The sequence below is a fragment of the Pseudomonas tremae genome, assembly GCF_001401155.1.
Taxonomy (GTDB): Bacteria; Pseudomonadota; Gammaproteobacteria; order Pseudomonadales; family Pseudomonadaceae; genus Aquipseudomonas; species Aquipseudomonas tremae.
The window spans coordinates 45,958-72,205 of the sequence record NZ_LJRO01000058.1 but is presented as its reverse complement, the minus strand read 5'-3'; the positions used below and the strand labels follow the sequence as shown (position 1 = coordinate 72,205).

20 protein-coding genes and 2 pseudogenes are annotated in these 26,248 nt (G+C 58.2%); 12 read left to right on the top strand and 10 right to left on the bottom strand.

From position 1 onward, the window contains the following. Positions 1 to 294 (bottom strand): winged helix-turn-helix domain-containing protein (locus ALO43_RS04185; protein WP_174518486.1); only part of this gene is annotated, 294 nt, incomplete at its 3' end. Positions 295 to 715: 421 nt separating this feature from the next. On the opposite strand from ALO43_RS04185, the pseudogene ALO43_RS04180 reads away from it, so the two are divergent. The 3 genes and pseudogenes from ALO43_RS04180 to ALO43_RS04170 all read left to right on the top strand — a co-directional run bounded on the left by ALO43_RS04180 (position 716) and on the right by ALO43_RS04170 (position 5,437). Then, positions 716 to 1,148 (top strand): annotated as a pseudogene (locus ALO43_RS04180) (HhH-GDP family DNA glycosylase). Between the two features lie 14 nt (positions 1,149 to 1,162). Beyond that, on the top strand, positions 1,163 to 1,873 hold the full coding sequence (locus ALO43_RS04175; protein ID WP_054997155.1) for a DUF72 domain-containing protein: 711 nt from the start codon (positions 1,163 to 1,165) through the stop codon (positions 1,871 to 1,873). Positions 1,874 to 2,116: 243 nt separating this feature from the next. Further along, on the top strand, positions 2,117 to 5,437 hold the full coding sequence (locus ALO43_RS04170) for a type III effector HrpK domain-containing protein (protein WP_024670156.1): 3,321 nt from the start codon (positions 2,117 to 2,119) through the stop codon (positions 5,435 to 5,437). 59 nt (positions 5,438 to 5,496) lie between these two features. Here the strand turns inward: ALO43_RS04170 and ALO43_RS04165 are convergent, their stop codons facing one another. The 4 genes from ALO43_RS04165 to mqo all read right to left on the bottom strand — a co-directional run bounded on the left by ALO43_RS04165 (position 5,497) and on the right by mqo (position 11,284). Then, complete coding sequence (locus ALO43_RS04165; RefSeq protein ID WP_054997154.1) at positions 5,497 to 5,871, bottom strand: response regulator; 375 nt, start codon at positions 5,869 to 5,871, stop codon at positions 5,497 to 5,499. Continuing rightward, entirely contained in the window at positions 5,868 to 8,864 is a 2,997-nt protein-coding gene (locus ALO43_RS04160; RefSeq protein WP_054997153.1) for an ATP-binding protein, read from the bottom strand. Before ALO43_RS04160 ends, ALO43_RS04165 begins: the two co-directional genes overlap by 4 nt. 376 nt (positions 8,865 to 9,240) lie before the next feature. Next, positions 9,241 to 9,489, bottom strand: a complete 249-nt coding sequence (locus tag ALO43_RS04155; protein WP_054997152.1) for a hypothetical protein — start codon at positions 9,487 to 9,489, stop codon at positions 9,241 to 9,243. A 157-nt stretch (positions 9,490 to 9,646) separates the two neighbouring features. Next, positions 9,647 to 11,284: a malate dehydrogenase (quinone) gene (gene mqo, locus ALO43_RS04150; protein WP_054997157.1), complete on the bottom strand. Its 1,638-nt coding sequence runs from the start codon at positions 11,282 to 11,284 to the stop codon at positions 9,647 to 9,649. 911 nt (positions 11,285 to 12,195) lie between these two features. Here mqo and ALO43_RS04145 point away from each other — a divergent pair. The 4 genes from ALO43_RS04145 to ALO43_RS04130 are packed head-to-tail and all read left to right on the top strand — an operon-like array spanning position 12,196 to position 17,056. After that, positions 12,196 to 12,876: a (2Fe-2S)-binding protein gene (locus tag ALO43_RS04145; protein ID WP_054997151.1), complete on the top strand. Its 681-nt coding sequence runs from the start codon at positions 12,196 to 12,198 to the stop codon at positions 12,874 to 12,876. Then, positions 12,876 to 13,859, top strand: coding sequence for an FAD binding domain-containing protein (locus tag ALO43_RS04140; protein ID WP_024670575.1), 984 nt, complete (start codon positions 12,876 to 12,878; stop codon positions 13,857 to 13,859). Before ALO43_RS04145 ends, ALO43_RS04140 begins: the two co-directional genes overlap by 1 nt. A 9-nt stretch (positions 13,860 to 13,868) precedes the next feature. Then, positions 13,869 to 16,085: a xanthine dehydrogenase family protein molybdopterin-binding subunit gene (locus tag ALO43_RS04135; protein ID WP_024670576.1), complete on the top strand. Its 2,217-nt coding sequence runs from the start codon at positions 13,869 to 13,871 to the stop codon at positions 16,083 to 16,085. A gap of 2 nt (positions 16,086 to 16,087) precedes the next feature. Then, positions 16,088 to 17,056: an XdhC family protein gene (locus ALO43_RS04130; protein WP_024670577.1), complete on the top strand. Its 969-nt coding sequence runs from the start codon at positions 16,088 to 16,090 to the stop codon at positions 17,054 to 17,056. Here the strand turns inward: ALO43_RS04130 and ALO43_RS04125 are convergent. Further along, positions 17,037 to 17,660, bottom strand: a complete 624-nt coding sequence (locus ALO43_RS04125; protein ID WP_024670578.1) for a nucleotidyltransferase family protein — start codon at positions 17,658 to 17,660, stop codon at positions 17,037 to 17,039. The two genes, ALO43_RS04130 and ALO43_RS04125, sit on opposite strands and share 20 nt — an antisense overlap. Before the next feature lie 120 nt (positions 17,661 to 17,780). Here ALO43_RS04125 and ALO43_RS04120 point away from each other — a divergent pair, with 120 nt between their 5' ends. After that, complete coding sequence (locus ALO43_RS04120) at positions 17,781 to 18,365, top strand: flavin reductase family protein (RefSeq protein WP_024670579.1); 585 nt, start codon at positions 17,781 to 17,783, stop codon at positions 18,363 to 18,365. A gap of 140 nt (positions 18,366 to 18,505) precedes the next feature. On the opposite strand, the gene ALO43_RS04115 is transcribed toward ALO43_RS04120, so the two are convergent. Further along, a complete protein-coding gene (locus ALO43_RS04115) occupies positions 18,506 to 19,897 on the bottom strand; it encodes an aldehyde dehydrogenase family protein (protein WP_024670580.1) in 1,392 nt (463 codons plus the stop codon). 103 nt (positions 19,898 to 20,000) lie between these two features. Here ALO43_RS04115 and ptrR point away from each other — a divergent pair, with 103 nt between their 5' ends. Beyond that, positions 20,001 to 20,888 (top strand): putrescine utilization regulator PtrR, encoded by an 888-nt coding sequence (gene ptrR / locus ALO43_RS04110; protein WP_054997150.1) that lies wholly within the window; start codon positions 20,001 to 20,003, stop codon positions 20,886 to 20,888. Here ptrR and ALO43_RS04105 read toward each other — a convergent pair. Further along, the gene (locus ALO43_RS04105; RefSeq protein ID WP_024670582.1) at positions 20,885 to 21,979 is read right to left on the bottom strand and encodes a tartrate dehydrogenase; all 1,095 of its coding nucleotides are present in this window, start codon (positions 21,977 to 21,979) and stop codon (positions 20,885 to 20,887) included. The two genes, ptrR and ALO43_RS04105, sit on opposite strands and share 4 nt — an antisense overlap. Before the next feature lie 118 nt (positions 21,980 to 22,097). Here ALO43_RS04105 and ALO43_RS04100 point away from each other — a divergent pair, with 118 nt between their 5' ends. Continuing rightward, positions 22,098 to 23,009, top strand: a complete 912-nt coding sequence (locus ALO43_RS04100) for a LysR substrate-binding domain-containing protein (protein ID WP_054997149.1) — start codon at positions 22,098 to 22,100, stop codon at positions 23,007 to 23,009. 68 nt (positions 23,010 to 23,077) lie between these two features. On the opposite strand, the gene ALO43_RS04095 is transcribed toward ALO43_RS04100, so the two are convergent. Together ALO43_RS04095 and ALO43_RS31295 are read right to left on the bottom strand one after the other, a co-directional pair. Continuing rightward, entirely contained in the window at positions 23,078 to 23,563 is a 486-nt protein-coding gene (locus tag ALO43_RS04095) for a flavin reductase family protein (RefSeq protein WP_053479991.1), read from the bottom strand. Between the two features lie 13 nt (positions 23,564 to 23,576). Beyond that, a pseudogene (locus ALO43_RS31295) lies at positions 23,577 to 23,872 on the bottom strand (aldehyde dehydrogenase family protein); the annotation flags it as partial. Positions 23,873 to 24,095: 223 nt separating this feature from the next. Here ALO43_RS31295 and ALO43_RS04090 point away from each other — a divergent pair. Both ALO43_RS04090 and ALO43_RS04085 read left to right on the top strand, forming a co-directional pair. Beyond that, on the top strand, positions 24,096 to 25,235 hold the full coding sequence (locus ALO43_RS04090) for a glutathione-independent formaldehyde dehydrogenase (RefSeq protein WP_054997148.1): 1,140 nt from the start codon (positions 24,096 to 24,098) through the stop codon (positions 25,233 to 25,235). An 83-nt stretch (positions 25,236 to 25,318) separates the two neighbouring features. Beyond that, positions 25,319 to 26,179 carry an SDR family oxidoreductase gene (locus tag ALO43_RS04085; RefSeq protein WP_024670586.1) on the top strand — a complete coding sequence of 287 codons (861 nt, stop codon included), beginning with the start codon at positions 25,319 to 25,321 and terminating at the stop codon, positions 26,177 to 26,179. Positions 26,180 to 26,248 lie beyond the last annotated feature (69 nt).

The window sequence follows — 26,248 nt, the reverse complement described above, 5'->3', positions numbered from 1 at the left end:
CGCCCTGCGCAGGGCGACAATCTGCGCGCGCAGGTTGCACTCCTCAACCACCGCCCTGGGCCAGGCCAGCGTCAGCAGTTCGGCTTTTTCCAGAAGCTCGCCTGGTCGAGTGGCAAAGGCTACGAGCAACGCCATCGCGCGGCTGCCCAGCGGCACCGGCTGTGAATCCTTGAGTAGCAAATATTCGCGTGGAAGCAAAGTGAAAGAGCCGAAGTGGATCGCCTCATGGTTGTGTGAAGAATCGCCTGTTTCCTGAGTGGCCACTGCATCTTGGCCGCTTGCTTCGAAATCCATGCTTATACCTGTGTCAGAAGTAATGACTGCGCCGCCGCACCGTGCAGGAGCATGAAGGTCCCGATAGGTATCCGAGTATTGATGAGTATTCTGTTTATCTGCCAAGGCCGATGAGTTCCGAAAGGCAAGCTGTTACTCATCGGACGCCCAGTGTTACCGGGCATGTACTACTTGTTTTATCGCATCCCCGGTTTAGAGCGCCGACTTCTCGGGAAGAGCAAAGTCTAGCGACATCAGATGACTGTTCTGATAGAGATGCACAAATCGCGCCTGGGTTAATCGACAGCGGCGGGCCGTTTCTCTGAGTACCGTTGGTCGACTTGTCACGATTTTTTATCAACCCGCCATTCGCTCGAACTGTCTCTAGCACAATTACTTGCCATAACTAATGTACGGGGCTGGCTTTGTATTGAGGGTTTCCATGAATCGCACCGTTGACGCTGCAGAATTGAATATCGACTTCTCTAAAGATCCGGAAAAAGCCTTGTTCAAGTGGTTCATCGCAAGTTTTTTGATGGGCAAACGAATTCAGTCGGCGATCGCGTGTGAGGCTTACCGGGTGATCATCGAACAACATGACCGAGATACACCACGCAAGCTTGCTCATTGCACCCACCGAGAGTTGGTGAAAATGCTCGGCCAGGCGCATTACGTGCGTTATGACGAGTCCACTGCCGATCGCGCTGCTCGCGCTGTGCAATAAGCTCAACACTGAATACGCCGGCAGCCTTGGCAGCGTGCATAAGGCCAGCGAAGACCGCGCGGACTTCGAAAAGCGTCTTGCTGCCTTTGACGGCGTGGGGCCGAAGACCGTAGAAATATTCATGCGTGAGGCCGGCAAGGTGCTGTATTGAGCGCCGCGCCAATAATGCGCACCGGTTGTGCGGGCTGGAGCCTGGGACGCGAATACTGGCCTGAGTTTCCTGCTGAAGGAACTCATTTGCAACGCTATTCATCACGATTCGACGCCGTCGAAATCAACAGTTCGTTCTATCGCCCGCACCGTCCGCAGACTTACAGGCATTGGGCGCAATCAGTGCCCGCCGGGTTTCGCTTCTCGGTAAAGATCCCCAAGTCAATAACCCATGAACAACGCTTGCAAGACTGTGAAGTGTTACTGGATATGTTTCTTGCCCAGTGCTGTGAGCTCGGCGAAAAACTTGGCTGCCTGCTTATTCAATTGCCGCCCTCGCTCGATTATGTTCCAGGCGTTGCTACACGTTTTTTTACAGCGTTGCGCAGTCGCTACAGCGGTACGCTTGTGATCGAACCGCGTCATGAGTCCTGGCACCAGGCCGAGGCACTCATGATCGAGCAGCGTATTGCGCGAGTCGCCGCCGATCCTTCGCCTGTCAGCATGGGCCAGCTCCCGGGTGGCTGGCCTGGAGCCCGTTACTGGCGGCTTCATGGTTCACCGACTATCTATCACAGCACCTATGGTGCTGACCGATTGGAGCCTCTGGCCCGACAGATGCTGACGTCTGCCGAAGCGGGAGTTGAAACATGGTGCATATTCGATAATACGGCCAGCGGCGCTGCAATCGGTGATGCGCTGTTACTTAACGCCATTAACCATTAAGTGACAGTGCGTTAGTTGATCGCCGGTCGTCAGTCATTCGTAACTTGCGGGCGGGTGTCATCCCTCCTTAATGCAAAGTCGTTCTAATTGAACGTGATAGCGCACGCCTGGCAGTTACCCGGGCGCCGCGCCTCTGCCTGCAAAGGCCCGTCTCGCATCAGTCAATCCGTAGCGGTTATCGCCTGCCTGCACTAGCGGTGTTTCAACGCATGGAACGACTGATGACCAATGGAATGAAAAACAATGACGACTGTCAGCAAGATCACTACCGAAAAACCCACCAACCCTGCGGACGCTCAAGCCTGGGAACAGGCTGTACAGCACTCCAGGGAGGTGGGTATCCAGTGGCAGTTACCTGCCGACGACAAACGCTCTGCACAGCAAATCATCGACGATAGCCCGTTGCTTAAAAACCTGGGCGGACGTGGCGACCGCGCAGAAGCGAAGGAAAACCTTATCGCGCAAGTCGGTGACTACACCAAGGATTCGCATGCCGCGTTTCGTGCCGTGCAACTGCTTGAACACATTGAAACCTTCGACGCCAGCGGCAATCGCCTTGCCGGCAAGGACATCGGTAACAACCGCATTGACGGCTACACCAGCAGCAGCGAAGCACGGCACGGTTCTGAAGCCGGTCGCCTGAAGGATTTCGGCAAGGAGGGATTCGCGAGTCTCAAGGGCACGCTGCATGAAATCAAATCGTCTGCCGACGACCCCGCAGTTCGCGAGCAGGCCGCGAAACTGGGTATTCAATGGCAGCGTCCACAAGGCGATGAACGCGATGCCAAGAGCATCGTCGACGGCGATCCGTTGCTCAGGAACCTTGGTAATCAGAGTGACGTCAGGGACATGCTCAAGGAGCAGGTCGGCGATTTCGATAACGACGCTGATGCCGCCTACAGGGCCACTCAGGTACTGGCGCATATCGAACAGTTCGACGGCAACGGTGCGCGGATTGTCGGCAGCGACGTCGCCAATGGCAGCATCAATGGCTTTACCAAAAGCGGCGAGGCTCGCAACGGCACTGAAGCAGGTCGTTTGCAGGATTTCGGCAAAGAGGGTCTCTCCAGCCTGAAAGGCGAAATGAGCAACGTGTCGGTTGCTGGCGACAACACCCAGGCTCGCGAGCAGGCCGAAAAACTCGGCTTCCTGTGGGAATTGCCCAAGGACGACAAGCGCTCGGCTCAGGACATTATCGATGCCAACCCGCTGCTGAAGGATCTCGGTAACCAGAGCGGCGTCAAGGATATGCTCAAAGAGCGGGTCGGGGATTTCGAAAAAGATGCCAATGCGGCTTTTCGTGCCGTTCAGGTGCTTGACCGGGTGACGATGTACAACGAAAAGGGCGAAATCCAGTCAGGTGGCGATACGTTCAACAGCAGGGTCGATGGCTTCACCAAAGGTGCCGAGGCCAGGCATGGCACCGAAGCGGGCCGTCTGCAGGACTTTGGCAAGCTGGGTTTCGAGTCATTGCCCGAACTCAAGAAAAACGAAGATATCAGCAGTTACAAAGACTTTCTGAAAGCCAGCCCCGATGCTGATGATGCCTCGAAACAGATCGCCAGATACGCTGCGATTCTTGACGAGAACCACGATGCGATCAAGGGTAAGACCGGCTCCGCAGACATGACCGCCGAAGCGCTGACGGCCTACAAGGACGAGCATCCGCAACTCGACAAAGAGGTCAGGGAGGCTCTGGACTTCTGGTCTCAGCCCGGAGCCTTTGCGCTGCTCGACAATGCCAAAAGTCCGCTTGAACAGGGCAGCGATGGCAAGGCCAGCCGTGGTGATATTCAGGCCTTCATCAAGAACGCCGCACCGAAAGACGTCGGTGCGGTGGGGACGCTACTTGAAGCTGTTTCAGAAGGTAACTTGCTCCACAAGGTCAATACCGATGCATTGAACAAGGACGTGTTCGAGCATCCGCAAAACTACACTGCAGAACAGAAGGCTGCCGTGCTTCAGGAACTCAAGGCCGCTCAAAGCCTGATCATTCAGGGCAGCGGTGCGGGCATGTGGAAAGACGACAAGTCTCAGGTCCAGATTGCCAACAATGTCAGCAGTCATCCAGACCCGCAAAAGCTGCTCGATGATGTCAACGAGCATATTGCAACGCTCGAAAAAGACACTGAGGTGGTCAAGTTTTACAACGATAACGCCGCCAGCGAGCTGAGCAAGGTGCTGGAGGGCAGCGACGGTCTCAAGAACGCGCTGCAGAGCACTTATGACAATGAAATCATGACCGGCAAGGGCCTCGACAAGCTGTGGGATGCCAATACCAAGGACGGCAAGACCGATCAGCAGACTGCGTTGGCGCAGTTCTACAGCTCGGCGCAAAGCGTTCAGGAGTCGCTGGGCATAAGCGATCCAGGCAAGATTCAGGAGGCCGTGCAGAAGTCCACTCACAACAAGGATTTCGAATCGTTCTATGAAAAGTCTCTGGTGTCTGGTGAGCGCCTCAAAGAGTTGCTGAAGACCGAAAGCTTCGAAGTGGCGACCAGCCAGTTCAGCATGGAAGTGGCGATGTACAACGCCGCGCTGAACCCGGAGTTCACTGGCAAACACGATGACAAACTGACTGAAAACTACACCACCATTGCCCAGGACAGCGTCTTCAAGGACGCCAGCTTCGAGGACTTGAAGAAGGCCTTTGGCAAGGATGGCAGCGACACACTCGACGAAGCAAAGGTCAGGTCGCTGATCGACCAGATCGGAGAGAGCAATCCCGAGTTGCTGACCAACGCTGACGGCAAACCGGCCACGTCCGATCAGATTCTGGGCGTATTCCGGGGTAATTGGGATCTGTTGCGCCAAGGCACCAAGTCCATTTCCGAGTTGGGCCTGTTCAGTGATAACTCATCGATCAAGGCCGCCTCCAGTGCCGGAGTCCTGCATGGTGTCAGCGGTCTGTTCATGGCCGGCATCACCATTGCCAAGGGCGCGAATGGTGCTGGAGCCCTGACGGATCGGCAGATCGTCGATATCACTACCGGTTCAGTGCAAAGCGCTACATTGCTGACCGAGGGCGGGGTCAAGAATGTCATCACGAGGTACAAGGACCTCAAGGACACGCTTGAACCGGAAGCTTACAAGAAAATTACTACCAACCTGTCGAAACTGGAAAACGCCGCGAAGGGGCTGGGCGGGCTGGCCGGGGTGGCGGCCGGAGCCTACGGTATTTTCGATGGTGTGAAATCGATCAGACGAGGTGAGCTTGTGGCTGGTGGCATGAGCATTACCGCTGGCTCGCTGGGCGCCATGGCAGGTCTTGCATCTGCAGCGGAAGGCGCGGCGGGCGTCATGCAACTGGCGGGCAGTGTGGTCCGCGCCTTGCCGTTGATCGCCGGCGGCCTTGGGCTTGCCGCCGCCGGAGTGGGCGCTTTGGCGTTGCTGATTCCCGGCATGATCGAGGAAGGCAAGCAGGAGACCCGCGTCGATCGTTTCTCTGACCACCTCAGAGACTACCTGACCCAGTACGAGATCGATGGCGTCAAGAACGGCGACGTTTATGACATCCCCGATAGCGAATGGCCGGGCCCCGAGGAAACCACTATCGCTTCCTGATTGAGTCGGAGCAGGCCGGAGCGCCCCGGCTTGAGTCCTGATGCTCATCAGAGCACTGGTTAACCCTGCAGCAGGCTGGTCAACGCGTTGTCCAGTTGCTCGGCACTGAATGGTTTGGTAACGCACTGCCGGTCCAGCCAGGCTTCCGGAATACCGAGACGCCCGTAGCCGGAGCAAAACATGAAGGGGATACCGCGATCGGCAATCACGGTTGCTATCGCAAACGACGTACCGCCGATAATATTGATGTCCAGTATCGCCAGGTCGTAGTCGCCGTCCCGAGCGTACTCGATGCCTTCGCCAAGCGAGCTTGCATGGTAGGCGGTGATAAACCCAAGGTCTTCCAGCGTCATTTCCATCAACATCGCGAGTATGGTCTCGTCTTCCACCAGCAGCACTTTGGGGAGCGAGGTTTCAATTGATTCCGAACTCATGCGCAATCTTCCGGTTTGTCTGGCCAGGGGATCAGCAATGACCAACTTATGCCTGTGCTGGCGAACTGAATATCGACCTGGCCCTTGAGCTCACGCTCTATGCTGCGCTGTATCAGACGAAAGCCAAAGCCTCTCGCCGTGCTCGCAACGACAGGTGGGCCATCTGTTTCCAGCCAGTCGATTCGCAGAGTGGGCGGGTTGTCTCCGGTGTTCAAGGCAGTAGCCACTGTTACCTGGCCTGTCGATGAGGAGAGCGCGCCGTGTTGCAGGGCATTGGCCATCAATTCATGAAACACCATTGAAAGCGTCAGGGAAACCCGCGGTTCCAGGGTTACCGGATCACCTTTGAACGTGATGTTGCTCCGATCGCCGTCCACACCACGTAGCTGTTCGACAAGATCGATCAGTTCCGTTGATATCCATTCCGCGCGCGCCAGCGCATCGTGCGCCTGGCTCAACGCAAACAGACGTGCATCGAAGCTTTTGCGAAAGGAATCAAGTGAGGCGGAGCTGTTGACGGTCAGAGAAGCAATGGCCTGAACGGTTGCCAGAGTGTTTTTGACCCGGTGGTTAAGCTCGTTCAGCAGTCCTGCGCGTGCCAGGCGGTCTTCCATTTGCTGGCGCTCCAGCTTGCTCGATATCGACTGCGCCAGGCGCTGAGTCGTGCCGCTCTGTTTGAGGAACGTCGATTCGCCCACTGTGTCCTGCCCCAGGTGCATGGGCAGAGTGAATGAAAATATGCTGCCGGAATCGAGCGAGCTTTCGGCCCACAAGCGCCCGCCGTGAGCGGTGACTATCCCTTGGCAAATATACAGCCCCAGACCATTGCCACGCGGGTTGCCCTCCTTCACGGACCAGTAGCGCTGGAAGATATACGGCAGGTGTTCTTTCGGGATACCGATCCCGTCATCACTGACCTTGAACAGAACTTCGTTGCCTTCGGCGACTGCATCGATGTTGATCCGACCGCCTTTCGGGGTGAATTTGATCGCGTTACCAACCAGGTTCGACAGCACCTGAAAGATTCGCTCCGGGTCGGCGTCGATTACCAGACCGTGTGCAGAGGTGCAGTTGAGTTCGATGTTCTTTTCCGTCGTCAGCATCACCAGAAGGCCGCAGGCTTCTTCCAGCAGGCTGGTGACACTCAGTGCCAGGCGAGACAGCTGATAACGCCCGGCTTCGATCTGCGCAGTGTCCAGCAGATCCTCGAGCAGGCTGTTCATCCGGGTCGTAGCCTTCTCGATGGTGCCCAACGCCCTGCGAATGTTGCGGTTCTCGATGGTCGTGTCGCCGATTGCCCAGCGTTGCATCATGCCGCACTGCATGATGATGATGGACATCGGATTACGCAGGTCGTGGGAAACCACGGCAACCAGTTCATCACGCAAGCGGACTGCTTCCTGCTCACGCTGTACCTGGCGCTCAAGATCGATTTCCAGGGCAGAGCGGCGAAGATCTTCAGCGCCGTACAGATCTCCCTGTGACCAAGGCATGGCAATGCCTGTGGTCTCTTGCGCCCATACGTCGAAAGACTGCCTCGGGCGCAGGCGATGGCTCGCAGAGTCTACAGGGCTGACGCTGACATGATGGGCCGGGTCGCCGCTCCAGTTCATGGTCGAGGTGAGCTGGGCGCGAAACCACATGACTGCATTGTCGACCGGCTTGGGCAGGGTGAATGCTATGACACCGCTCGCCACCGCTCGATACGTTGTGCTTTCCGGGTTGATCTTCTGCAGGGAGTTTGTATGAAAAACCCCCAGCCCCTGCAAGCCTTTGGCCTGCTCTGTGAGCCGCTGGCTGCTTAGGCCTTTGTCCCTTATCCAGAGGTACAGTGCGCGCACTTCATCGGCTGTCGGGCAATTGCCGAACAGGTGGAGCCGGTCGTCAATCAGCACAGCGGCACCGTCCGCCAGTGTCAGTGACTGAAGCAGTTCCGGCCTGCTCGGCAGGCCGTCCAGAATATCGTGATCGGCCCGGCTCATGACTTCCGCGAGCTGCCGTAGCAAGACGACTTTCTCCTCCCGCTCACGCTGGATCTGGGTGGCGACGATGGCAGAAATTTTCACTGACAACAGCTGACCAATCATCGCACAGGCATCGCGCAGCTCTCGGGGCACCAGCAGCGGTTCGGGATGACTGCAGGTGATAAGGCCCCACAGTTCACCCCCCACCAACAGCGAGATGCTCATCGATGAGCGGACGCCCATGTTCTTGAGGTATTCGCAATGCACCGGAGACACGCTTCTCAGTGTCGAGAAGCCAAGGTCGAGTGGTTGCCCGGTGGTCGGGCGCAGCGTCGGTACCAAGGGGACCGGAACGTAGGCGGCATCCGGAATGACCCTAATCCAGTTCAAGCGGTACAGCTCTCGCGCCTGGGCAGGAATGTCCGAACCAGGGAAATTCAAGCCGCTGTAACTCGGCAGAGGGCCGGTCAATGCCTGCGCAACAACCTTGCCGTGGCCTTCGGGTTCGAACCGGTAAATCATGACCCGGTCGTGACCGGTAAGCGCCTGAATCTCGTGCACGCCTATATCGAAAAGTGTTTCCAGGGTGGTGGCTGCCTGGAGGTTGCGCAATACGCGGGTAATGATTCTGGACTGTTCCCGGGCCGCTTCGACAAAGGGTTCCAGCTCGATAATCAGTACGTCACCGGCACGATGCAGCGAAGCACTGTACTCGACGTCACCCACTGTCAGCTTTATGGGGTCACTGTTTGTGACGCTGAGGTGGCCATAAGCTTGATCGACAAGCATCGAATGATCGGGTGATAACAGCAATGAAAGCGGCTGGCCCAACAGCTCGGCGCTGCTCAGGCCCAGCTCCCTTGCACAATTGGCGCTGACCTGTTCAATGCGCAGCGGGGCACCTGTCACGCTGAGCAATACGCCATGAGGCTGAATCGCACCGGGCACACGGATCGGCTCACGCGCACATTCGGCAAGCGCGGCTTCGAGAGCTGCATCGGGGCTTGCGTCGAGTGTCTGCTCGATCATTTAGGTGAACTCCAAGGGTGTTTCAGCCGGGAACAGCCAGTCGCTGCTCTTGTGCGTTGGGCAGTCTTGATGCATGACAAGTGGATTGGACAGGTTCAATCAGCCGCAGCAGCGAGGGCGGGCGGCGAGGGTGCGAATGGACAGCGCAGGAACTGCGAGGTTGCCGCGAAGTTGCGGCGTAAAGACTTGAGTCGTATGGCTCTGCCGAAAGCGAGAGCCTGGCGGAAGTGAGGCCACCATAACAGGTGCCGGTGTGATGCGTGGCTTTAACGACCTGTTACCGGAAGATTCCCGCCAAAAGGCAGGTCTGGCCGCTTACGGCACTGCCTGCCTGCTCTCCCGAAGCCGAAAAAAGCTGAGAAGGGCGATGGACCTCTCAGTCCTGACCGTTCAACTTGCGTTCCAGCTCGCGGTTTTTGGCGCGAAGGGTTTCGGCATCCTGCTCCTTCTCCTTGGTCGAGGTCGGAGTAATGACCTTGTCGACGCCCTCTGTGTCGGAATGCTCCCGTGCAATATCCTTGCGAACCACGTCAACCGGCTTTCCGGACTGGTCTTTCGCTGGCGTCGGTATAGAGGGAGAGTGTTCAGCACTTCCACCGGACGGCGTGTCGATACGATTGCTCATTGCAGTTCCTCGCTGTGTGTCGTTTTTATTTGAGGCGCAGGAGACGCGCAGAGTTCGGCATATTTTCAGTCTGTCTGGAAAGGGCCGGAAACTGGCCGCCAAAAAAAAGCCCCGCCAGACAGGGTCTGGCGGGGCTTTGCTTCAAGCTGTACGAGCCTTAAAGTGCCATGTCACCGGCTGGATTGCTTTTCGCTGGCTGGGCAGCTGGCGTTGGCGCAGCGCCAGCCTTGTTGACCGGCGGTGGTGGAGTCAGTTGCAGGACTTCGGACGTGTAAGCCCATTCCTCGGCAACGCGATCCGGGTTGTTGTTCAGCTTGGTGCCATAGCTAGGCACGATCTGGCGCAGTTTTTCCTGCCAGGCCGGAGTTGCTACCTTGTCCTTGAAGACCTTCTCAAGCACGCCCAGCATGATTGGCGCTGCAGTCGAAGCACCTGGCGATGCGCCCAGCAGACCGGCAATCGAGCCGTCCTTGGAAGCAACGATTTCAGTACCCAGCTTCAGTACGCCGCCTTTCTCTTCGTCACGCTTGATGATCTGTACGCGCTGACCGGCTTGCATCAGGCGCCAGTCTTCTTTCTTGGCGTTCGGGAAGTATTCTTTCAGCGCAGCAAAGCGATCGTCGTCAGACATCATCACCTGGCCGGCCAGGTATTCGATCAGCGGATACTGTTCGATACCAACGCGGGTCATTGGCCACACGTTGTGCGTGGTGGTGCTGGTCAGCAGATCGAAGTACGAACCGTTTTTCAGGAACTTCGTCGAGAAAGTTGCGAATGGGCCAAACAGGATTACGCGCTTGCCGTCCAGGACACGAGTGTCCAGGTGAGGAACCGACATGGGTGGCGCGCCGGTGGAAGCAATGCCATAGGCCTTGCCCATATGTTGCATGGCCAGGTCCTGATTTTCAGTGACCAGCCACGAACCGCCGACCGGGAAGCCGCCGTATTCCTTGGCTTCCGGGATGCCCGACTCTTGCAGCAAGTGCAGAGCAGCACCGCCGGCACCGATGAACAGGAACTTGGTGTCGGTTTCGGTGACAGTACCGTCTTTCAGATTCTTGTACTTGACGCGCCAGGTGCCGTCGTCGTTGTGATTGATGTCTTCGACTTCACTCGACAACTGCAGATTGAAGTTCTGCTTGGCCTTCAGGTTGCCGACGAACTGACGAGTGATCTCGCCGAAGTTGACGTCGGTGCCGATCGGGCTCCAGGTCACGGCCAGCTTCTGCGCCGGGTCACGACCTTCCATCATCAGCGGAACCCACTTCTTGATCTGCTCGTGGTCTTCGGAGAACTGCATGCCGCTGAACAGCGGGCTGGCTTGCAATGCTGCGTAACGCTTGCGCAGGAACTGGATGTTGTTGTCGCCCCACACAAAGCTCATGTGTGGCGTGGAATTGATGAACGAGCGCGGGTTCTTCAGGACACCGGTCTTGACTTGCCAGGACCAGAACTGACGCGAAATCTGGAACGCTTCGTTGATTTCGATAGCCTTGGAGATATCGACGTTGCCGTTCTTGTCTTCCGGGGTGTAGTTCAGCTCGGCCAGTGCCGAGTGACCGGTACCGGCGTTGTTCCAGCCGTTGGAGCTTTCTTCTGCAACGCCGTCGAGACGCTCGACCATTTCCATCGACCAGCTCGGCTCCAGCTCATTAAGCCAGACCGCGAGGGTTGCGCTCATGATGCCGCCGCCAACGAGCAGTACGTCGACTTTTTTGGTTTCAGCTGCGTGCACGGGCATGATGCCCATGGAGATGGCCATACCCAGCAGGGCCGTGTTCACTTTCTTAAACATTCTGTCATCCATCTGATAAACGCCATCCGCCGATTGCTCCTGAGGATCTGGCCCGTCACACGCTTCAACGCATGCGACAAACTCTCGCACCTGCAGGGACTAGAGGTGGACATACAAGGCCAATATAATACCGCTCGAGACCTCAATTGATGTCCTGCTGCGCTGGCTTCTTATCATCGTTAGATTCAGCGTCATGAGTGACATTTTGCTCTGTCGGTGTGCTGCAATGTCCGGAAGCCTGTCCGGTCTTACTTGAGCGGAGACACACCTGGTCAGCCTGTTAACGGAGTCTGAGACGCCGCATTTGGGCTCGGAGACACGCGGGATGCATATTTTTTATGCATGGTGCGTAAATCCGGGTGCCCTTGAGCCAATAGGCGGCATTTTCGCATAAACCGGGCCTCCGTTGCGAGGTGCCATCACCACATCGGGCATCAATGCCCCGATTTAGAAGCCTCAAGACATTACTGACGCTATATATCGTCACTTTCCTGCCAGTCTTTAACAGACAACTACACGCTACGTTGCCACGCGCCTGCCCGCCATCCCGCCATAAAGGGGCAGTGACGCCTGTGGGTGCGCTCCGCCACGTCTTTGGTCACATTCAGTGACCTATTCATGAGTTTTTCTCATTACCGCTAGTAAGCAAGGCTGGCTAATCAGTGCCTGGGCCGGCTGTTAGGGTCAACGATTGGCTTCGCGCAACGGCTGCAATCTCCGGATACAGACGCTCGTCAATGAGTTGGAACTTTAGTTGCGCTGACCAGTTAAACAGTAACCGGTGATAGCTTTTTGGCTTCCATGACCCCTGAGAAAAACAACAGGTCAACGAGCGCAAACATGCCCGGGCTGCTGATCTTTAAAAACGCCCGACGCTTTATGGCAGCGTCGGCTATTACCGAGTGATCCTGATGACCCAATCTGAAAAGCACAAGGAATCTGTTGCCGACAACAGTACCGTGCAGCCTTCGCGCCGTAACTTTTTGAAGTTCGGTGCGTCGGGTATCGCCGCCGCCACGTTGTCTACCTGGATGCCTTCCGACGGCATGCTGCAGGCAGCACCCGCTGCAGCGGTCGCCCCGGTGGTAGAAGACAGCGATGCACCTGCGGCGGGGGAGCATCGTATCCAGCTTAAGGTCAACGGCCAGGTTCACACCCTGAATGTGCCGGCCAACGCGGTTTTGCTTGATGTGTTACGTGACCGTCTGCAACTGACCGGGACCAAAAAGGGCTGCGATCATGGCCAGTGCGGTGCATGCACGCTGCTGGTGAATGGCGTGGCGATCAACTCCTGCCTGTCCATTGCCGTGCAGCATCAGGGCGACAGCATTACCACCATCGAAGGGCTGGCCGAGAACGGCAAGCTGCATCCGGTTCAGGAAGCCTTCTGGGAGCATGACGCCTTCCAGTGCGGATACTGCACTTCAGGGCAGATCATGAGCGCTGTCGCGATTCTCAAGGACCCGAATATTCCGTCCGATGACGCCAGCGTCAGAGAAGCCATGAGCGGCAACATCTGCCGTTGCGGGGCCTACAAGAACATCCTGTCGGCCGTGCAGTCGGCGCGTTCGAAAATGGGAGGGGCTGCCTGATGCGAACCTTCGATTACGCGCGGGCTGCTTCGCCCGCACAGGCTGTCATGTCGGCGTCAGGTCAGGGCCAGCGTTTTTACCTGGCTGGCGGCACTACGCTGCTGGATCTGGTCAAACTCGATGTGATGCAGCCGGAGCAACTGGTGGACATCAATCACCTTGCGCTGAAACAGGTCGAATCACTGCCTGACGGGCGTCTGCGCATCGGGGCGCTGGTCAGCAATACCGACCTGGCCAGTCACCCGCTGGTGCAGCAGCGTTATCCGGTGCTGTCCGAAGCGCTGCTCGCTGGCGCATCGACGCAGTTGCGCAACAAGGCCACTACGGCTGGCAACCTCATGCAGCGCGTGCGCTGCCCGTATTTTCGCGACAACGTATCGGCGTGTAACAAGCGTCAACCTGGTTCGGGCTGTGCAGCCATAGGCGGTATGAATCGCAGCGTTCATGCAGTTCTGGGCACTAGCGAGCACTGTATCGCAACACACCCGTCGGACATGTGCGTGGGGATGGCGGCCATTGGTGGGCAAGTTACGGTTCAGGGTGCCAACGGTACTCTGGACATACCCTTTGCCGATTTCCATCTACTGCCTGGCGATACGCCGCAGCGCGAACATGCGCTGGCTCCTCATGAGCTGATCACCTATGTGACGCTTGATGCGCCGCTGGCAGGCGGACGTTCGTCCTATCTGAAGCTGCGCGACCGCACTTCCTACCAGTTCGCACTGGCATCCAGCGCCGTGATTCTGGTGATGGACGGCAAGCGCATCACCGATGCGCGAATTGCGTTGGGCGGAGTGGGCACCAAGCCGTGGCGCGCCGTCGAGGCCGAGCGGGCGCTGATTGGTCAGCGCGCCGACCTGGCCACCTTCGCCAAAGTGGCAGAGCTGGCTATGAAGGATTCCCGTGCACATGAACACAACGCCTTCAAGATCCCGCTGGGTCAGCAGGTCATCGTCCGCAATCTTCGCGACCTTACGGCCTAGGAATTTCTCATGAGCGAAAACATTATCGGTACGCCGCAGCGTCGCATCGACGGCGGCAAGAAAGTCAGCGGTGAGGCACGTTACGCCGCAGACCACCCCATGGGCCAGATGCTCTATGCCTACGGGGTCTACAGCATGATTGCCAATGGCCGTGTGGTTGCTGTCGACGATCGTCAAGCGAAGACCATGCCCGGGGTCGTCGACGTGTTTCATCACGGCAATTTCCCCACGCTGCACCGCACCCCGAATACCAAGCTGAGCTTCGACAAGATGCTTTCGGCAAGCAAAGCCGACGAGCATCGGCTGCCGTTCGAGGATGATCGGGTTTACTATCCTGGCCAGTTTGTCGCACTGGTGGTCGCTGAAAGCTTCGAGCAGGCGAGGGCAGCGGCGCAGCGTGTGGCCGTCGACTATGACGAGCGCCCGGCGGTCAGGGATTTGCAGGAAGGCATGCGCGTCAATGGCGTTCGTGATGGCGGCGCGGGACATGACCGCGGCAACCCGGACGCCGCATTTCAGAGCGCCAGAAATCAGCTCGACCAGACCTACACGACACCGGTTGAAGTGCATAACCCGATGGAGATGCATGCCAGCACTGCATGGTGGCAGGACGGCAAGCTTTTCGTTTATGAAAGCACTCAGGGCGTGGTCAACCATCGCAACCTGTTGGCCAACGTTTTTGACCTGTCGCCTGACCGGGTGGAAGTGCGAGCGCCATTCATAGGCTCCGGTTTTGGCGGCAAGCTCTGGCCGTGGCCGCATTCGGTGGCCGCCTGTGCCGCCGCCAGGGTGACTGGTCGCCCGGTGCAACTGGTGCTGCCTCGTGCGCAAATGTTCACCACCGTAGGCCATCGTCCGGAAACCCGTCAGCGCTTGCGCCTGGCCACCGATGCCGGCGGCAAGCTGGTGTCGATCCGCCACGAGTCGTTCAACAACACTTCCATGCTTGATGACTACACCGAAAACTGTGGGGGTGTCACCAAAAGCCTCTACTCCTGCGACAACGTGTTGGTCAGCCACAAGATAAGCTCTATCAACCGTGGTACGCCCACATCGATGCGTGCGCCGGGCGCAGCGCCTGGCCTGTTTGCGCTGGAGTCAGCGATCGACGAAATGGCCCTCGCCAGTGGCATGGACCCGCTGGCGTTTCGCAAGCTGAATCTGTCTGATATGGACCAGAGCATGGGGCTGCCGTGGTCGAGTAATCACTTGCCGGAAGCCATCGACAAGGCCGCCGAACGTTTCGGCTGGCAGGCACGCAAGGCGCAAGTCGGTTCGATGCGTGAAGGCGACGAGATTATCGGCTATGGCATGGGCGCGTGTAACTGGGAGGCCTATCAGGTGCCTACCGAGGCACGGGTCATCCTGCGCGCTGATGGCACAGCGTTGGTGCAGTGCGGTTTGCAGGATATCGGCACCGGGACCTACACCATTGTGGCGCAGACCGTGAGCCAGCTGACCGGCATCCCGATGGAGCAGGTCGAAGTGGAACTGGGCAGTTCGTCGTTCCCGGCAGGCCCGGTTTCCGGTGGCTCGTGGGTGACGGCCAGCGTGATGCCGGCGGTTGCCGGTGCCACGCGGGAGGCGTTGCAGAAGCTGCGCCAGTACGCAGTCGGCAAGGATGCGATGTTTGCCGGGAAGGACGCTGAGTCGATCAAGGTCGAAAACGCTCAGTTGGTGCTGGGCGAACAGCGCACGAGCTTTGTCGACGTGCTGAAAGGGCAGCGTCTGTCACGCGCCGAAGGCAACTTTCACAGCGGTATGCCCGAGGCGGGCAAGCATTCTTTTCGGTCATTCGGTGTGCATTTTGTCGAAGTGCGCTGGGACCCGGGCATTTCCAGCCTGCGGGTGTCTAGGGTGGTCAGCGCAATCGACGTTGGCAAGGTAGTCAACCCGCTGGCAGCACGCAATCAGGTCGAGGGCGCGATTGTCATGGGCATCGGTATGGCGCTGTTCGAGGCTGCTGAGTACGACCCGCGCAGTGGCATGCCGGTCAACAACAACTACGCCGAATACGTGGTGCCGGTGCATGCGGATCAGCCAGACATTGATGTGCTTTTGCTCGACTACCCGGATTACAACCTGGGCGAATTTGGCGCACGCGGCATTGGCGAGATCGGTGTAACCGGTCTGGCCGCCGCAGTGGCCAATGCGGTCTATCACGCTACTGGTAAACGGGTGCGCAGTCTGCCCATCACCAAGGAAAAACTGATGGCAGGGTTGTAACGATGAAGCAGCTCGATTTGCAGGTTGTGCAACAAGCACGTGACTGGCTGGCAGGCGGCAAACCTGTCTGGTTGTGCACGGTGCTCTCGACCTTTGGCTCGGCGCCGCGCGGCCCGGGGGCAATGCTGGTGGCGCTGAATAGTGGCGAGCACCGCGGCTCGTTGTCCGGCGGCTGTGTGGAAGAGGATTTTCTCGAACGCGTCGCCGCCGGGCAGTTTCAGCCAGTCAATCAGGTGGTTCGTTATGGCGACGGTGGGTACGCACCCACGCGCGCCTTGCCGTGTGGCGGTGTGCTGGATGTATTGATTGAATGCATTACGCCAAGTCCCGAAGCCGACGCGCATCTGGCGGCCCTCGAACAAGCCTTGGCCGGACGTGAGCTGGTGAGCAGAGAGGTGCAACTGGGCGGCGCGCAGAGAAACGTCGGGCCCGCCGTTCTGGGCGAGGCGCGGGTGCAGGTAGACGGTGAGCGCATCAGCATCCGGATGGGGGCGGTTTATCGCGTGCTGCTTGCCGGGTTGTCACCGGTGGCCGAGTTCTGCGCCAGTTTTGCTGTCGCGATGGGCTACGAAGTGATCGTCTGTGACCCGCGTACCGAAGTCACTGCCGGATTCTCGATGCCAGGCGTCGAGGTGCGCGGCGTGTTACCCGCCGTTTTCATTGCCGAAGGTGGCTGTCACAGCTCGACTGCGGTGCTGGCATTGACTCATGACCCGAAGCTGGACGACCTGAGCATGCTGGAGGCAGTGCGCACCGAAGCGTTTTACATCGGTGCGATGGGCTCGATGCGTACCAGCAGCAAGCGCATCGAGCGTCTGGCGCGAATCGGTGGGCTGGAGGCCGATGCGCTGGAGCGCATCCATGCTCCCATCGGCCTTAATCTGGGCAGCAAGACACCTGCGGAAATTGCGATCGCGGTAATGGCCGATATTCTGCGGGTTGCCAACGGTGTCAGTCGCGGTGATCTGTAAGGGCTTGCCGGCAGGCCATTGCCAGGGCTGATGGGGTGTCTGCATCACGCAGTACGCCGGAGTCGTTACAATCCATTACATCGCACAACTCGGGGTTGCTGATGATCAGGGCCTTGGCGCCCTGATCGCCCTCAAGTGTCGCCAGCGTCGTCCAGAACTGTCGCCCGATGATCACCGGATGGCCTCGCTTGCCTTCATGCATCGGCAGGGCAATGCGTGAAGGGTCTGCCAGCCTGACCAGATCGCGCAGTGTCTGCGGCTTTATCCAGGGCATGTCCGCGAGCAGTACCGCTACGGCATCGGCTTGCGAGTTCGATACCGCTGCAACTGCGCTGGCCAGGCTGTGGCCCATACCCATATCAGCGTGTTCGCTGCGAATGATCGTTACGCCTGCCGGAACACCCATTGCCCGGGCGTCATCGTCTGCGCGAAGCACCACCACCACATTGCTGAATACTTCGCAGGCGTTTTCGACACTCGCCGTGAACAGCGTTCGTCCGCAAGGCAGCAGCGCCTGCCGCTTGTCGCTGCCAAAGCGTCTGCTGCGGCCTGCTGCGAGAATCAGGGCGAACACTTCAGGGTTCTGGCTGTCTATGCTGCTCAATCCGATGCCTTATGAGTAGGTGTGAAAGAAGGGGATCGCGGTGCGTTTCAATCGCACGCAGGATGCCTTATTTCGCTGCTCTGCCGGTAGCGGTACGAATCATGTTTGCGAGGGTTTCAAGTGGACAATCACATTCGTCCTGTCGAGCTGGAAAAAGCCTACCGCCTGCTCAATCACGGGCCGACCGTGCTGGTCTCGTCCAGCCACGAAGGCGTTCATAACGTCATGGCTGCGGCCTGGGCCTGTGCGCTGGATTTTTCGCCGCCCAAGGTGACGCTGGTGATCGACAAGATGACCAAGACACGCGGTCTGGTTGAGAAAAGCGGATATTTTGCCTTGCAGGTGCCCAATCTGGATCAGTTGCAGATGACCTTCGATGTTGGCACCCAGAGCAAAGTCTTCATCCCGGACAAACTGGACAAGGCTAACGTGGACCTGTTTCGTATCGAGGATCACAACACCCCGCTGGTGGCCGGATGCTCTGCCTGGCTGATTTGCAAGGTCATTCCGGAGCCCCATAACCAGCAGACCTACGACTTGTTCATTGGCGAAGTAACAGGTGCCTGGGCCGACACCCGTGTGTTCAACGACGGGCACTGGGAATTTGAGAAAGCCGACCCGAAATGGCGCAGCCTGCACTACGTCGCAGGCGGACACTTCTACACGATTGGCGAGCCTGCGATTGTGGCAGTGGGCGACAAATAATCGCCCCTGACTTGCGCAACAACGGGCGCAGAGCGTCGCACGACAGTCGGTCCTCACGCTCTAGCGCGGGAATGCCTGTCGTAACGCTCTGCGTCAAATATCTGCGCCGAGCCGCATGGCCACGAGGGTTCTTGCGACCCTCAGTTGCGGTCCCTCCACACGGTCTGAGCGTTGCAGAACTCGCGCACGCCGAAGTGTGAAAGCTCGCGGCCAAAGCCGCTTTTCTTGACGCCGCCAAAGCTGACGCGTGGGTCTGAAGCACTGTAACCGTTGATGAATACACCGCCAGTTTGCAGCTCTGCGGTCATTTGTTCTGCCAGTTCCAGGTCCTGGGTGTACACCGTTGCGGTCAAACCGAACTCGCTGTCATTGGCCAGCTCCAGCGCGTGTTGCGCGTCGCGGGCGGTGATGATCGACGCCACTGGGCCAAACAGTTCCTGTCTGAATGAAGTCATCTGATCGGTGACGTCACCCAGCACCGTAGGCTCATAATAGTTGCCTTGACCATCCGCCTTCTTGCCGCCCAGTAGCAGCGTCGCGCCTTCAGTGAGCGTCGCCTGGACCTGCGCGTGCAGCTCGTCGCGCAGATCAACGCGCGCCATCGGGCCTATGTAGGTGTCGCCGGAGAGAGGGTCACCCACCACCAGTTGGCGCGTCTGTTCAACGAACCTGCGGGTGAATTCCTCAACCACGCCTTGTTCGATGATCAAACGTTTGGCCGCCGCGCACACTTGTCCGGTGTTCTGGAAGCGACCGATGACTGCCGCTTTCACTGCCTGATCGAGGTCCGCATCGTTGAGTACGATAAACGGATCAGAGCCGCCCAGTTCCAGTACGCACTTCTTCAACGCCGCACCGGCCTGAGCACCAATCGCCTGACCGGCACGTACGCTACCCGTCAGCGTCACCGCAGCAATGCGCGGATCGGCAATGGCCTTTGAAACGCCTTCTGGCAACACATTGAGCACTTCAAACACGCCTTGCGGAAAACCCGCTTGCTGGAATGCGTCACGCATCAGATAAGCACAGCCCATCACGTTGGGCGCATGCTTGAGCACGTATGTATTACCCGCCAGCAGGGTTGGAATCGCACCACGCAGCGCCTGCCAGATAGGGAAGTTCCACGGCATGACCGCCAGAATCGGACCCAGCGGGCGATATTCGATACGTGCCTTGTCATGTTCGACCTGGGTCGGTTCAGCAACCAGCATTGCCGGCCCATGCGCTGCGTACCAGTCACACAACTGGGCGCATTTTTCGACTTCGGCTCTGGCCTGCGTTACCGGCTTGCCCATCTCACGGCTGATCATGCCAGCGATGTTTTCTGCGTCATCGCGCAGCGCCTTGCCCATTGCGACAATTAACTGCGCACGCTCTTGCACAGGCTTGCGCCTCCAGCCATCAAAGCCGGTAGTTGCGCGAGCAAGCGTGCTGTCCTGCGACGCCTCGGATTCAAAAGGGTAATGGCCGATCTGTTCGCTGGTAGCCGGGTTGATCGAGATCGCGTGGGTGTTGCTGGAGACTGTAGTCATTGCGCCATCCTGTTGAGGTGGGAAGTGCGACCAGAATATAGGCGTGACATGCTTTCTAAAACTGAATAATAATGATCGCATCGTTCACAAATAGAGAATGAAGATGGATCTGGTTCAGCTCGAGATGTTCAAGGCTGTCGCCGAGCACGGCAGTATCAGCGCCGCCGCGCAGCATATTCATCGCGTGCCATCGAACCTGACCACGCGAATCAAGCAGCTGGAACAGGACCTGGGCGTTGACCTGTTCATTCGTGAGAAGCATCGCCTGCGTCTGTCGCCTGCAGGCTGGAATTTTCTCGATTACACGCGGCGCATTCTGGATCTGGTTCAGGAGGCGCGACTGGCGGTGTCGGGCGAGGAGCCACACGGCCCTTTCTCACTGGGGTCGCTGGAAAGCACGGCCGCTGTGCGCATCCCGGCACTGCTGGCTGCCTATAATCAGCAAAATGCCAAGGTAGAGCTGGACCTTTCCACCGGGCCTTCCGGCACCATGATCGACGGCGTTTTAGCCGGGCGGTTGGTTGCCGCATTTGTCGACGGGCCGGTGCTGCATCCCTCTCTTGAAGGCGTGCCGGTGTTTGAAGAGGAGATGGTCATTATTGCGCCGCTCAACCATGCGCCGGTCAAGCGTGGGCGAGATGTCAGCGGCGAAAGCATCTATGCGTTTCGTGCCAATTGCTCGTACCGGCATCACTTCGAACGCTGGTTTACCGACGACGCCGCAGTGCCGGGCAAGATCCACGAGATGGAGTCTTACCACGGCATGCTGGCCTGCGTCAGCGCCGGTGCCGGGCTGGCGCTGATGCCGCGCAGCATGCTCGAAAGCATGCCCGGCTGCGCGACGGTCAGCATATGGCCTTTGTCCGAGAAGTTTCGTTACCTGCACACCTGGTTGATCTGGCGACGGGGCACGGTGTCGCGCAGCCTGACGCGTTTCGTCGAATTGCTGGAGCAGCGCAGCGAGCAGGCAAACGTCGGACAAAACGCTTAAGCGTCTGCAGCAACACGCTTGGCGACTGCCGCACCTGCCTGCTGGGTCGACAGTGTGCCACCCAGGTCTGGCGTCACTTCGCCATTGGCGATTGCCTGCTCGATAGCGGTAATAATCTCGTCGTGAGCTGTAGTGAAACGCTCATCGCCTTGCCCCAGGAATTCCAGCATCAGCGCGCCTGACCAGATCATCGCGATCGGGTTGGCGATATTCTTGCCGAAGATGTCCGGGGCCGAGCCGTGGACCGGTTCGAACAACGACGGAAAGTTGCGTTCCGGGTTGAGGTTGGCGGAGGGCGCAATGCCGATAGTGCCCGCACACGCAGGGCCCAGGTCGCTGAGGATGTCGCCGAACAGGTTGGACGCCACCACGACGTCGAAGCGATCGGGTTGCAGTACGAAACGCGCGCAGAGAATATCGATGTGCTGTTTGTCCCAAGTGATGTCAGGGTACTTGCTGGCCATCGCTTCGGTGCGCTTGTCCCAGTAGGGCATGCTGATGGCCATGCCGTTGGATTTGGTCGCCGAGGTGACGTGCTTGCGCTCGCGCTTGCTGGCCATTTCGAAGGCGAATTTGAGAATGCGGTCGACACCGCGACGGGAGAATACAGACTCCTGCAACACGAACTCGTTTTCGGTGTTTTCGAACATGATCCCGCCCAGCGACGAGTATTCACCTTCGGTGTTTTCCCGAACCACGACGAAGTCGATATCACCCGGTTTGCGATTGGCAAGCGGGCAGGGGACGCCGGGGAACAACCGCACGGGGCGGATGTTGGCGTATTGATCGAACTCGCGACGAAACTTGAGCAACGAACCCCACAGGGAGATGTGATCGGGCACTTTGTCCGGCCAGCCCACTGCACCGAAGAAAATCGAATCGAAGCCCTTCAATTGCTCGAACCAGTCGTCCGGCATCATTTTGCCGTGCTCGAGATAGTAATCGCAGCTGGCCCACTCGAAGTACTCGAACTCCAGCTCCAGCCCGTGTTTCTCGGCGGCAGCCTGGATAACCTTTACACCTTCCGGCAGGACTTCAAGGCCGATGCCGTCCCCGGCGATGGCAGCAATGCGCAGTTTCTTGTTGTTCATGACAGGGCACTCTCTCTTTGGACAGCATGCAGTGACTGGTTCAGCACAGTTCAATGCATGCTATAAGCACACGATACAAAGATAATCAGCCAGTTTATGGATTGAGAAAACACGAATCGTGAACTATCCAAACCTTGATGACCTCAACGTATTCATTCACGTCGCTCGACGTTCCAGCTTTGTCGGGGCTGCCAATGAGCTGGGCATGTCTCCCGCGTACGTCAGCAAGCGCGTCAAGCTGCTGGAACAGAGCATGGGGGTGGTACTGCTGCATCGTTCCACCCGGCAGGTATCGATTACCGAAGACGGTGAGCGGGTCTACGAATGGGCCAGAGGCATTCTTGAGTCCGTGCAGCAAATGGGCGATGAGGTCGCGGCGTTGCACGGCGAGCCTAGCGGGTTGTTGCGAGTGGTCAGCAGTCAGGGTTTTGGCCGCCGCTTTGTTGCGCCTGCCTTGTCAGAACTGGCAGCGCGCTATCCGAAGCTCGACATCCGGCTGGATATTCAGGACCGGCTGGTGGACCTGATCGAGGAGGGGGTGGACCTCGATATCCGTGTCGGCAACGAAATAGCGCCGCATCTGCGCGCCCGGCACCTGGCCACTAATTGGCGAGTGCTGTGTGCGAGCCCGGCGTATCTGCAGCAGCGCGGTGTGCCACTCAGTCTGGGGGAACTGGCCAATCACGACTGTCTGGTGATCAAGGAGCGCGACCGACCGTTCGGTATCTGGCATCTGAACGGTTCGCAGGGTGCCGAAACCGTCAAGGTGACCGGCAGCCTTTCCACCAACCATGGCGAAATTGCCCGTCAATGGTGTCTGGACGGGCGTGGGGTGCTGCTGCGTTCGTTGTGGGATGTTCGTACAGATCTGGCTGAAGGTCGATTGATTCAGGTGCTGCCGGAGTATCGGCAGGACGCAGACATCTGGGCAGTTCACACCTCACCGTTGATGAGTTCGGCCAAGGTCCGTGTGACGGTTGAGTTTCTGCGTGAGTATTTTGCCCTGCATCCGTCACCCGGGATTCGCTGACAGGCGCGCAATACCCATTTAAATACCGTTACCGATGCGCGCCACCACCAAAACGGCCGGACGTAGCCTCAGACGATCGGCGCGAGCGCGCCCATCTTGCCGCGGTGATAGATCATCGGGGTAACGGGTACGGCAGGCAGAATCAGATTTTTTACAGCCCCGACGATGATCGCGTGGTCTCCGCCATCGTATTCGCGCCACAGCTCGCATTCGATGATGGCTGTGGCTTTGTCCAGCAGCGGGTTGCCCAGCTCGCTCAACTTCCACTCGATACCTTTGGTCTTGTCTTTGCCCTTGCTGGCGAACGCATAAGCCTCGACTTGTTGATCGGCGGAGAGCAAGTGAATCGCGAATTTTTTACTCTCGCGCAGCACCGGGTAGGTGTCCGACGCATAGTTGGGGCAAAACAGTACCAGTGCAGGGTCAATGGACAGCGCGCTGAAGGCGCTGGCAGTAATGCCGACCAAGTTACCCTCAGGGTCCAGTGTGGTGACAATGGTGACGCCCGACGGGAATGACGCCATGACTTCTTTGTAGATACTCGGTTCGATCATCGCAGCGGCCTCGTTAACGCATGACAAATGGATCAGGCTGGGGCGCCTGCGAAAGGTTGATCCACACCGTTTCGGTTCGGTGCAGGCCATAGACGGAGTCTATCCCGCCGTTGCGACCGTGGCCGCTGTTTTTGAGCCGCCGATAGGCGTCATCGCCGACACGGCGCGAAAGGTGTTGAACCAGATGATACCCGAGCGGGTATCTCGTGCCAGCCTGCGAGCACTGCTCAGGTCTCCCGTCCAGACACCGGCAGCAAGATCAGACCGTGAGTCGTTGGCACTCGCCAGAGCCCCGGTTCCGTCCTTGTACTCATCAGACCCTCGTGCAAATGCTTTATTTACAGGCCGCCAAGGCGCTTTCAACCTGAGTTTGATCGCGGCCAACTTGCTTGTGCGTAAACAAGCGTCCTGTCCCTGATGACCATTCGTCAGCTCTGCAGGCAATCGTTTTGAACGCGATTGTGTGTCTCGTGACAGATACACCGTGAGCTACAGAAAGCTCGTTGTATTTTTCACGTCAGGAGAGCCACTAATGAAAGCCATCGTCTATAACGGTCCGCGCGATGTCAGCGTCAAAAACGTGCCGGATGCGAAGATAGAGAAGCCGACAGATGCTCTTGTCAGAGTGACGACTACCAATATCTGCGGTTCGGATCTGCACATGTACGAAGGCCGTACATCGTTCGAGACCGGCCGTATTTTCGGCCATGAAAACATGGGCGAAGTCATCGAAGTCGGCGCGGGCGTCGACCGTATCAAGGTCGGCGACCGGGTCTGCTTGCCGTTCAATATCGGCTGCGGATTCTGCGAAAACTGCGAAAAAGGTCTGACCGGCTATTGCCTGACCGCCAACCCCGGCAGTGCAGGCGCTGCCTACGGTTTTGCCGACATGGGTACCCACGAAGGCGGCCAGGCTGAACTGTTGCGTGTGCCTTACGCGGACTTCAACTGCTTGCTGTTGCCTGAAGACGCTGTCGAGCGCGAAGACGATTACGTCATGCTGTCGGACATCTTTCCCACCGGCTGGCATGCCACCGAACTGGCAGGTCTGCTGCCGGGCGAAAGTGTGGCGATCTATGGCGCAGGCCCAGTGGGACTGATGGCCGCACACTCCGCGATGATCAAGGGCGCTTCACAGGTGTTTGTGGTGGACAACCATCCGGATCGCTTGGCACTCGCTGCAAAGATGGGCGCGACGCCGATCAATTCGCTGGAGCAGGGCGCGGTAGACCAGATCCTTAACCTGACCGATGGCAAAGGCACCGATCGTGGTTGCGAGTGCGTTGGTTATCAGTGCTGCGACCGCCACGGTCACGAGGCCAATCACGTCACCATGAACAACCTTGTGGCTTCGACCAAGGCTACCGGCGGGATCGGCGTCGTGGGCGTCTTCGTACCTCAGGATCCGGGTGCTCATAACGACCTGGCGAAAGAAGGCAAGATGGCTTTCGATTTCGGTTCGTTCTGGTTCAAGGGCCAGCAGATTCGTACCGGACAGGCCAACGTCAAGGTCTACAACCGTCGCCTGGCAGAGCTGATCCACCATGGCCGCGCCAAGCCGTCGCAGATCATTTCCCATCGCTTGACGCTGGAAGAGGGCCCGTCGGCTTACCAGCATTTCGATGCGCGCGATAATGGCTGGACCAAGGTCGTGCTCAAGCCAGGTGCCTAAGGCCCAAGTCGTAATAGTCCCCCTTGTCGTGTAAGGCCTGTGCTACCGACAAGGGTTATTACCATTCAAGGAGGCATATCCAGATGAATGAAGAATACCCAAAACCACCTTTTGCCAGCCAACCGCAAAAAGTCCCCGGTCTGCAGGGCAAGATGGACCCCTATCCTGATTGTGGTGAAAAGAGCTACACCGGCTCGGGTCGCCTCAAGGACAAGATCGCGTTGATCACCGGTGCTGACAGCGGCATCGGTCGCGCTGTCGCGATCGCCTTTGCTCGCGAAGGTGCGCAGGTTGCGATCTCGTACCTTGATGAGCATGAGGACGCTGAAGAAACCAGGCGCTGGGTTGAAGAGGCAGGTAGAAAGTGCCTGCTGTTGCCTGGCGATCTGGCGCAGAAGCAGCAATGCGAGGACATCGTCAGCAAGACTGTTGCCGAGTTTGGCCGTATCGATGTGCTGGTCAACAATGCAGCGTTCCAGATGAATCACGAAACACTGGAAGAAATCTCTGACGAAGAGTGGGTCAAAACCTTTGATATCAACATCACGGCGATGTTTCGTATCTGCAAGGCGGCAGTTCCGCACATGCCCAGAGGCGGCTCGATCATCAACACCAGTTCGGTCAATTCGGACATGCCCAAGCCGACATTGCTGGCCTACGCGACCACCAAAGGCGCGATTGCCAACTTTACCGGCGGGCTCGCGCAATTGCTGGGTGACAAGGGCATCCGCGTCAACAGCGTGGCACCTGGTCCGATCTGGACGCCGCTGATTCCTGCGACCATGACCGACGAAGACGTCAAAAGCTTCGGCAGTGAAACGCCGCTGGGACGCCCTGGTCAGCCGGTGGAGGTTTCGCCGATCTATGTACTGCTGGCCTCTGACGAAGCCAGCTACATTTCCGGTTCGCGTTATGCGGTAACCGGCGGCAAGCCGATTCTGTAAAGCGCGACACATCATCCAGTCAGATGCTCATCAATATGGGTACCTGACTGGGGCGGCGTGACTCCCACG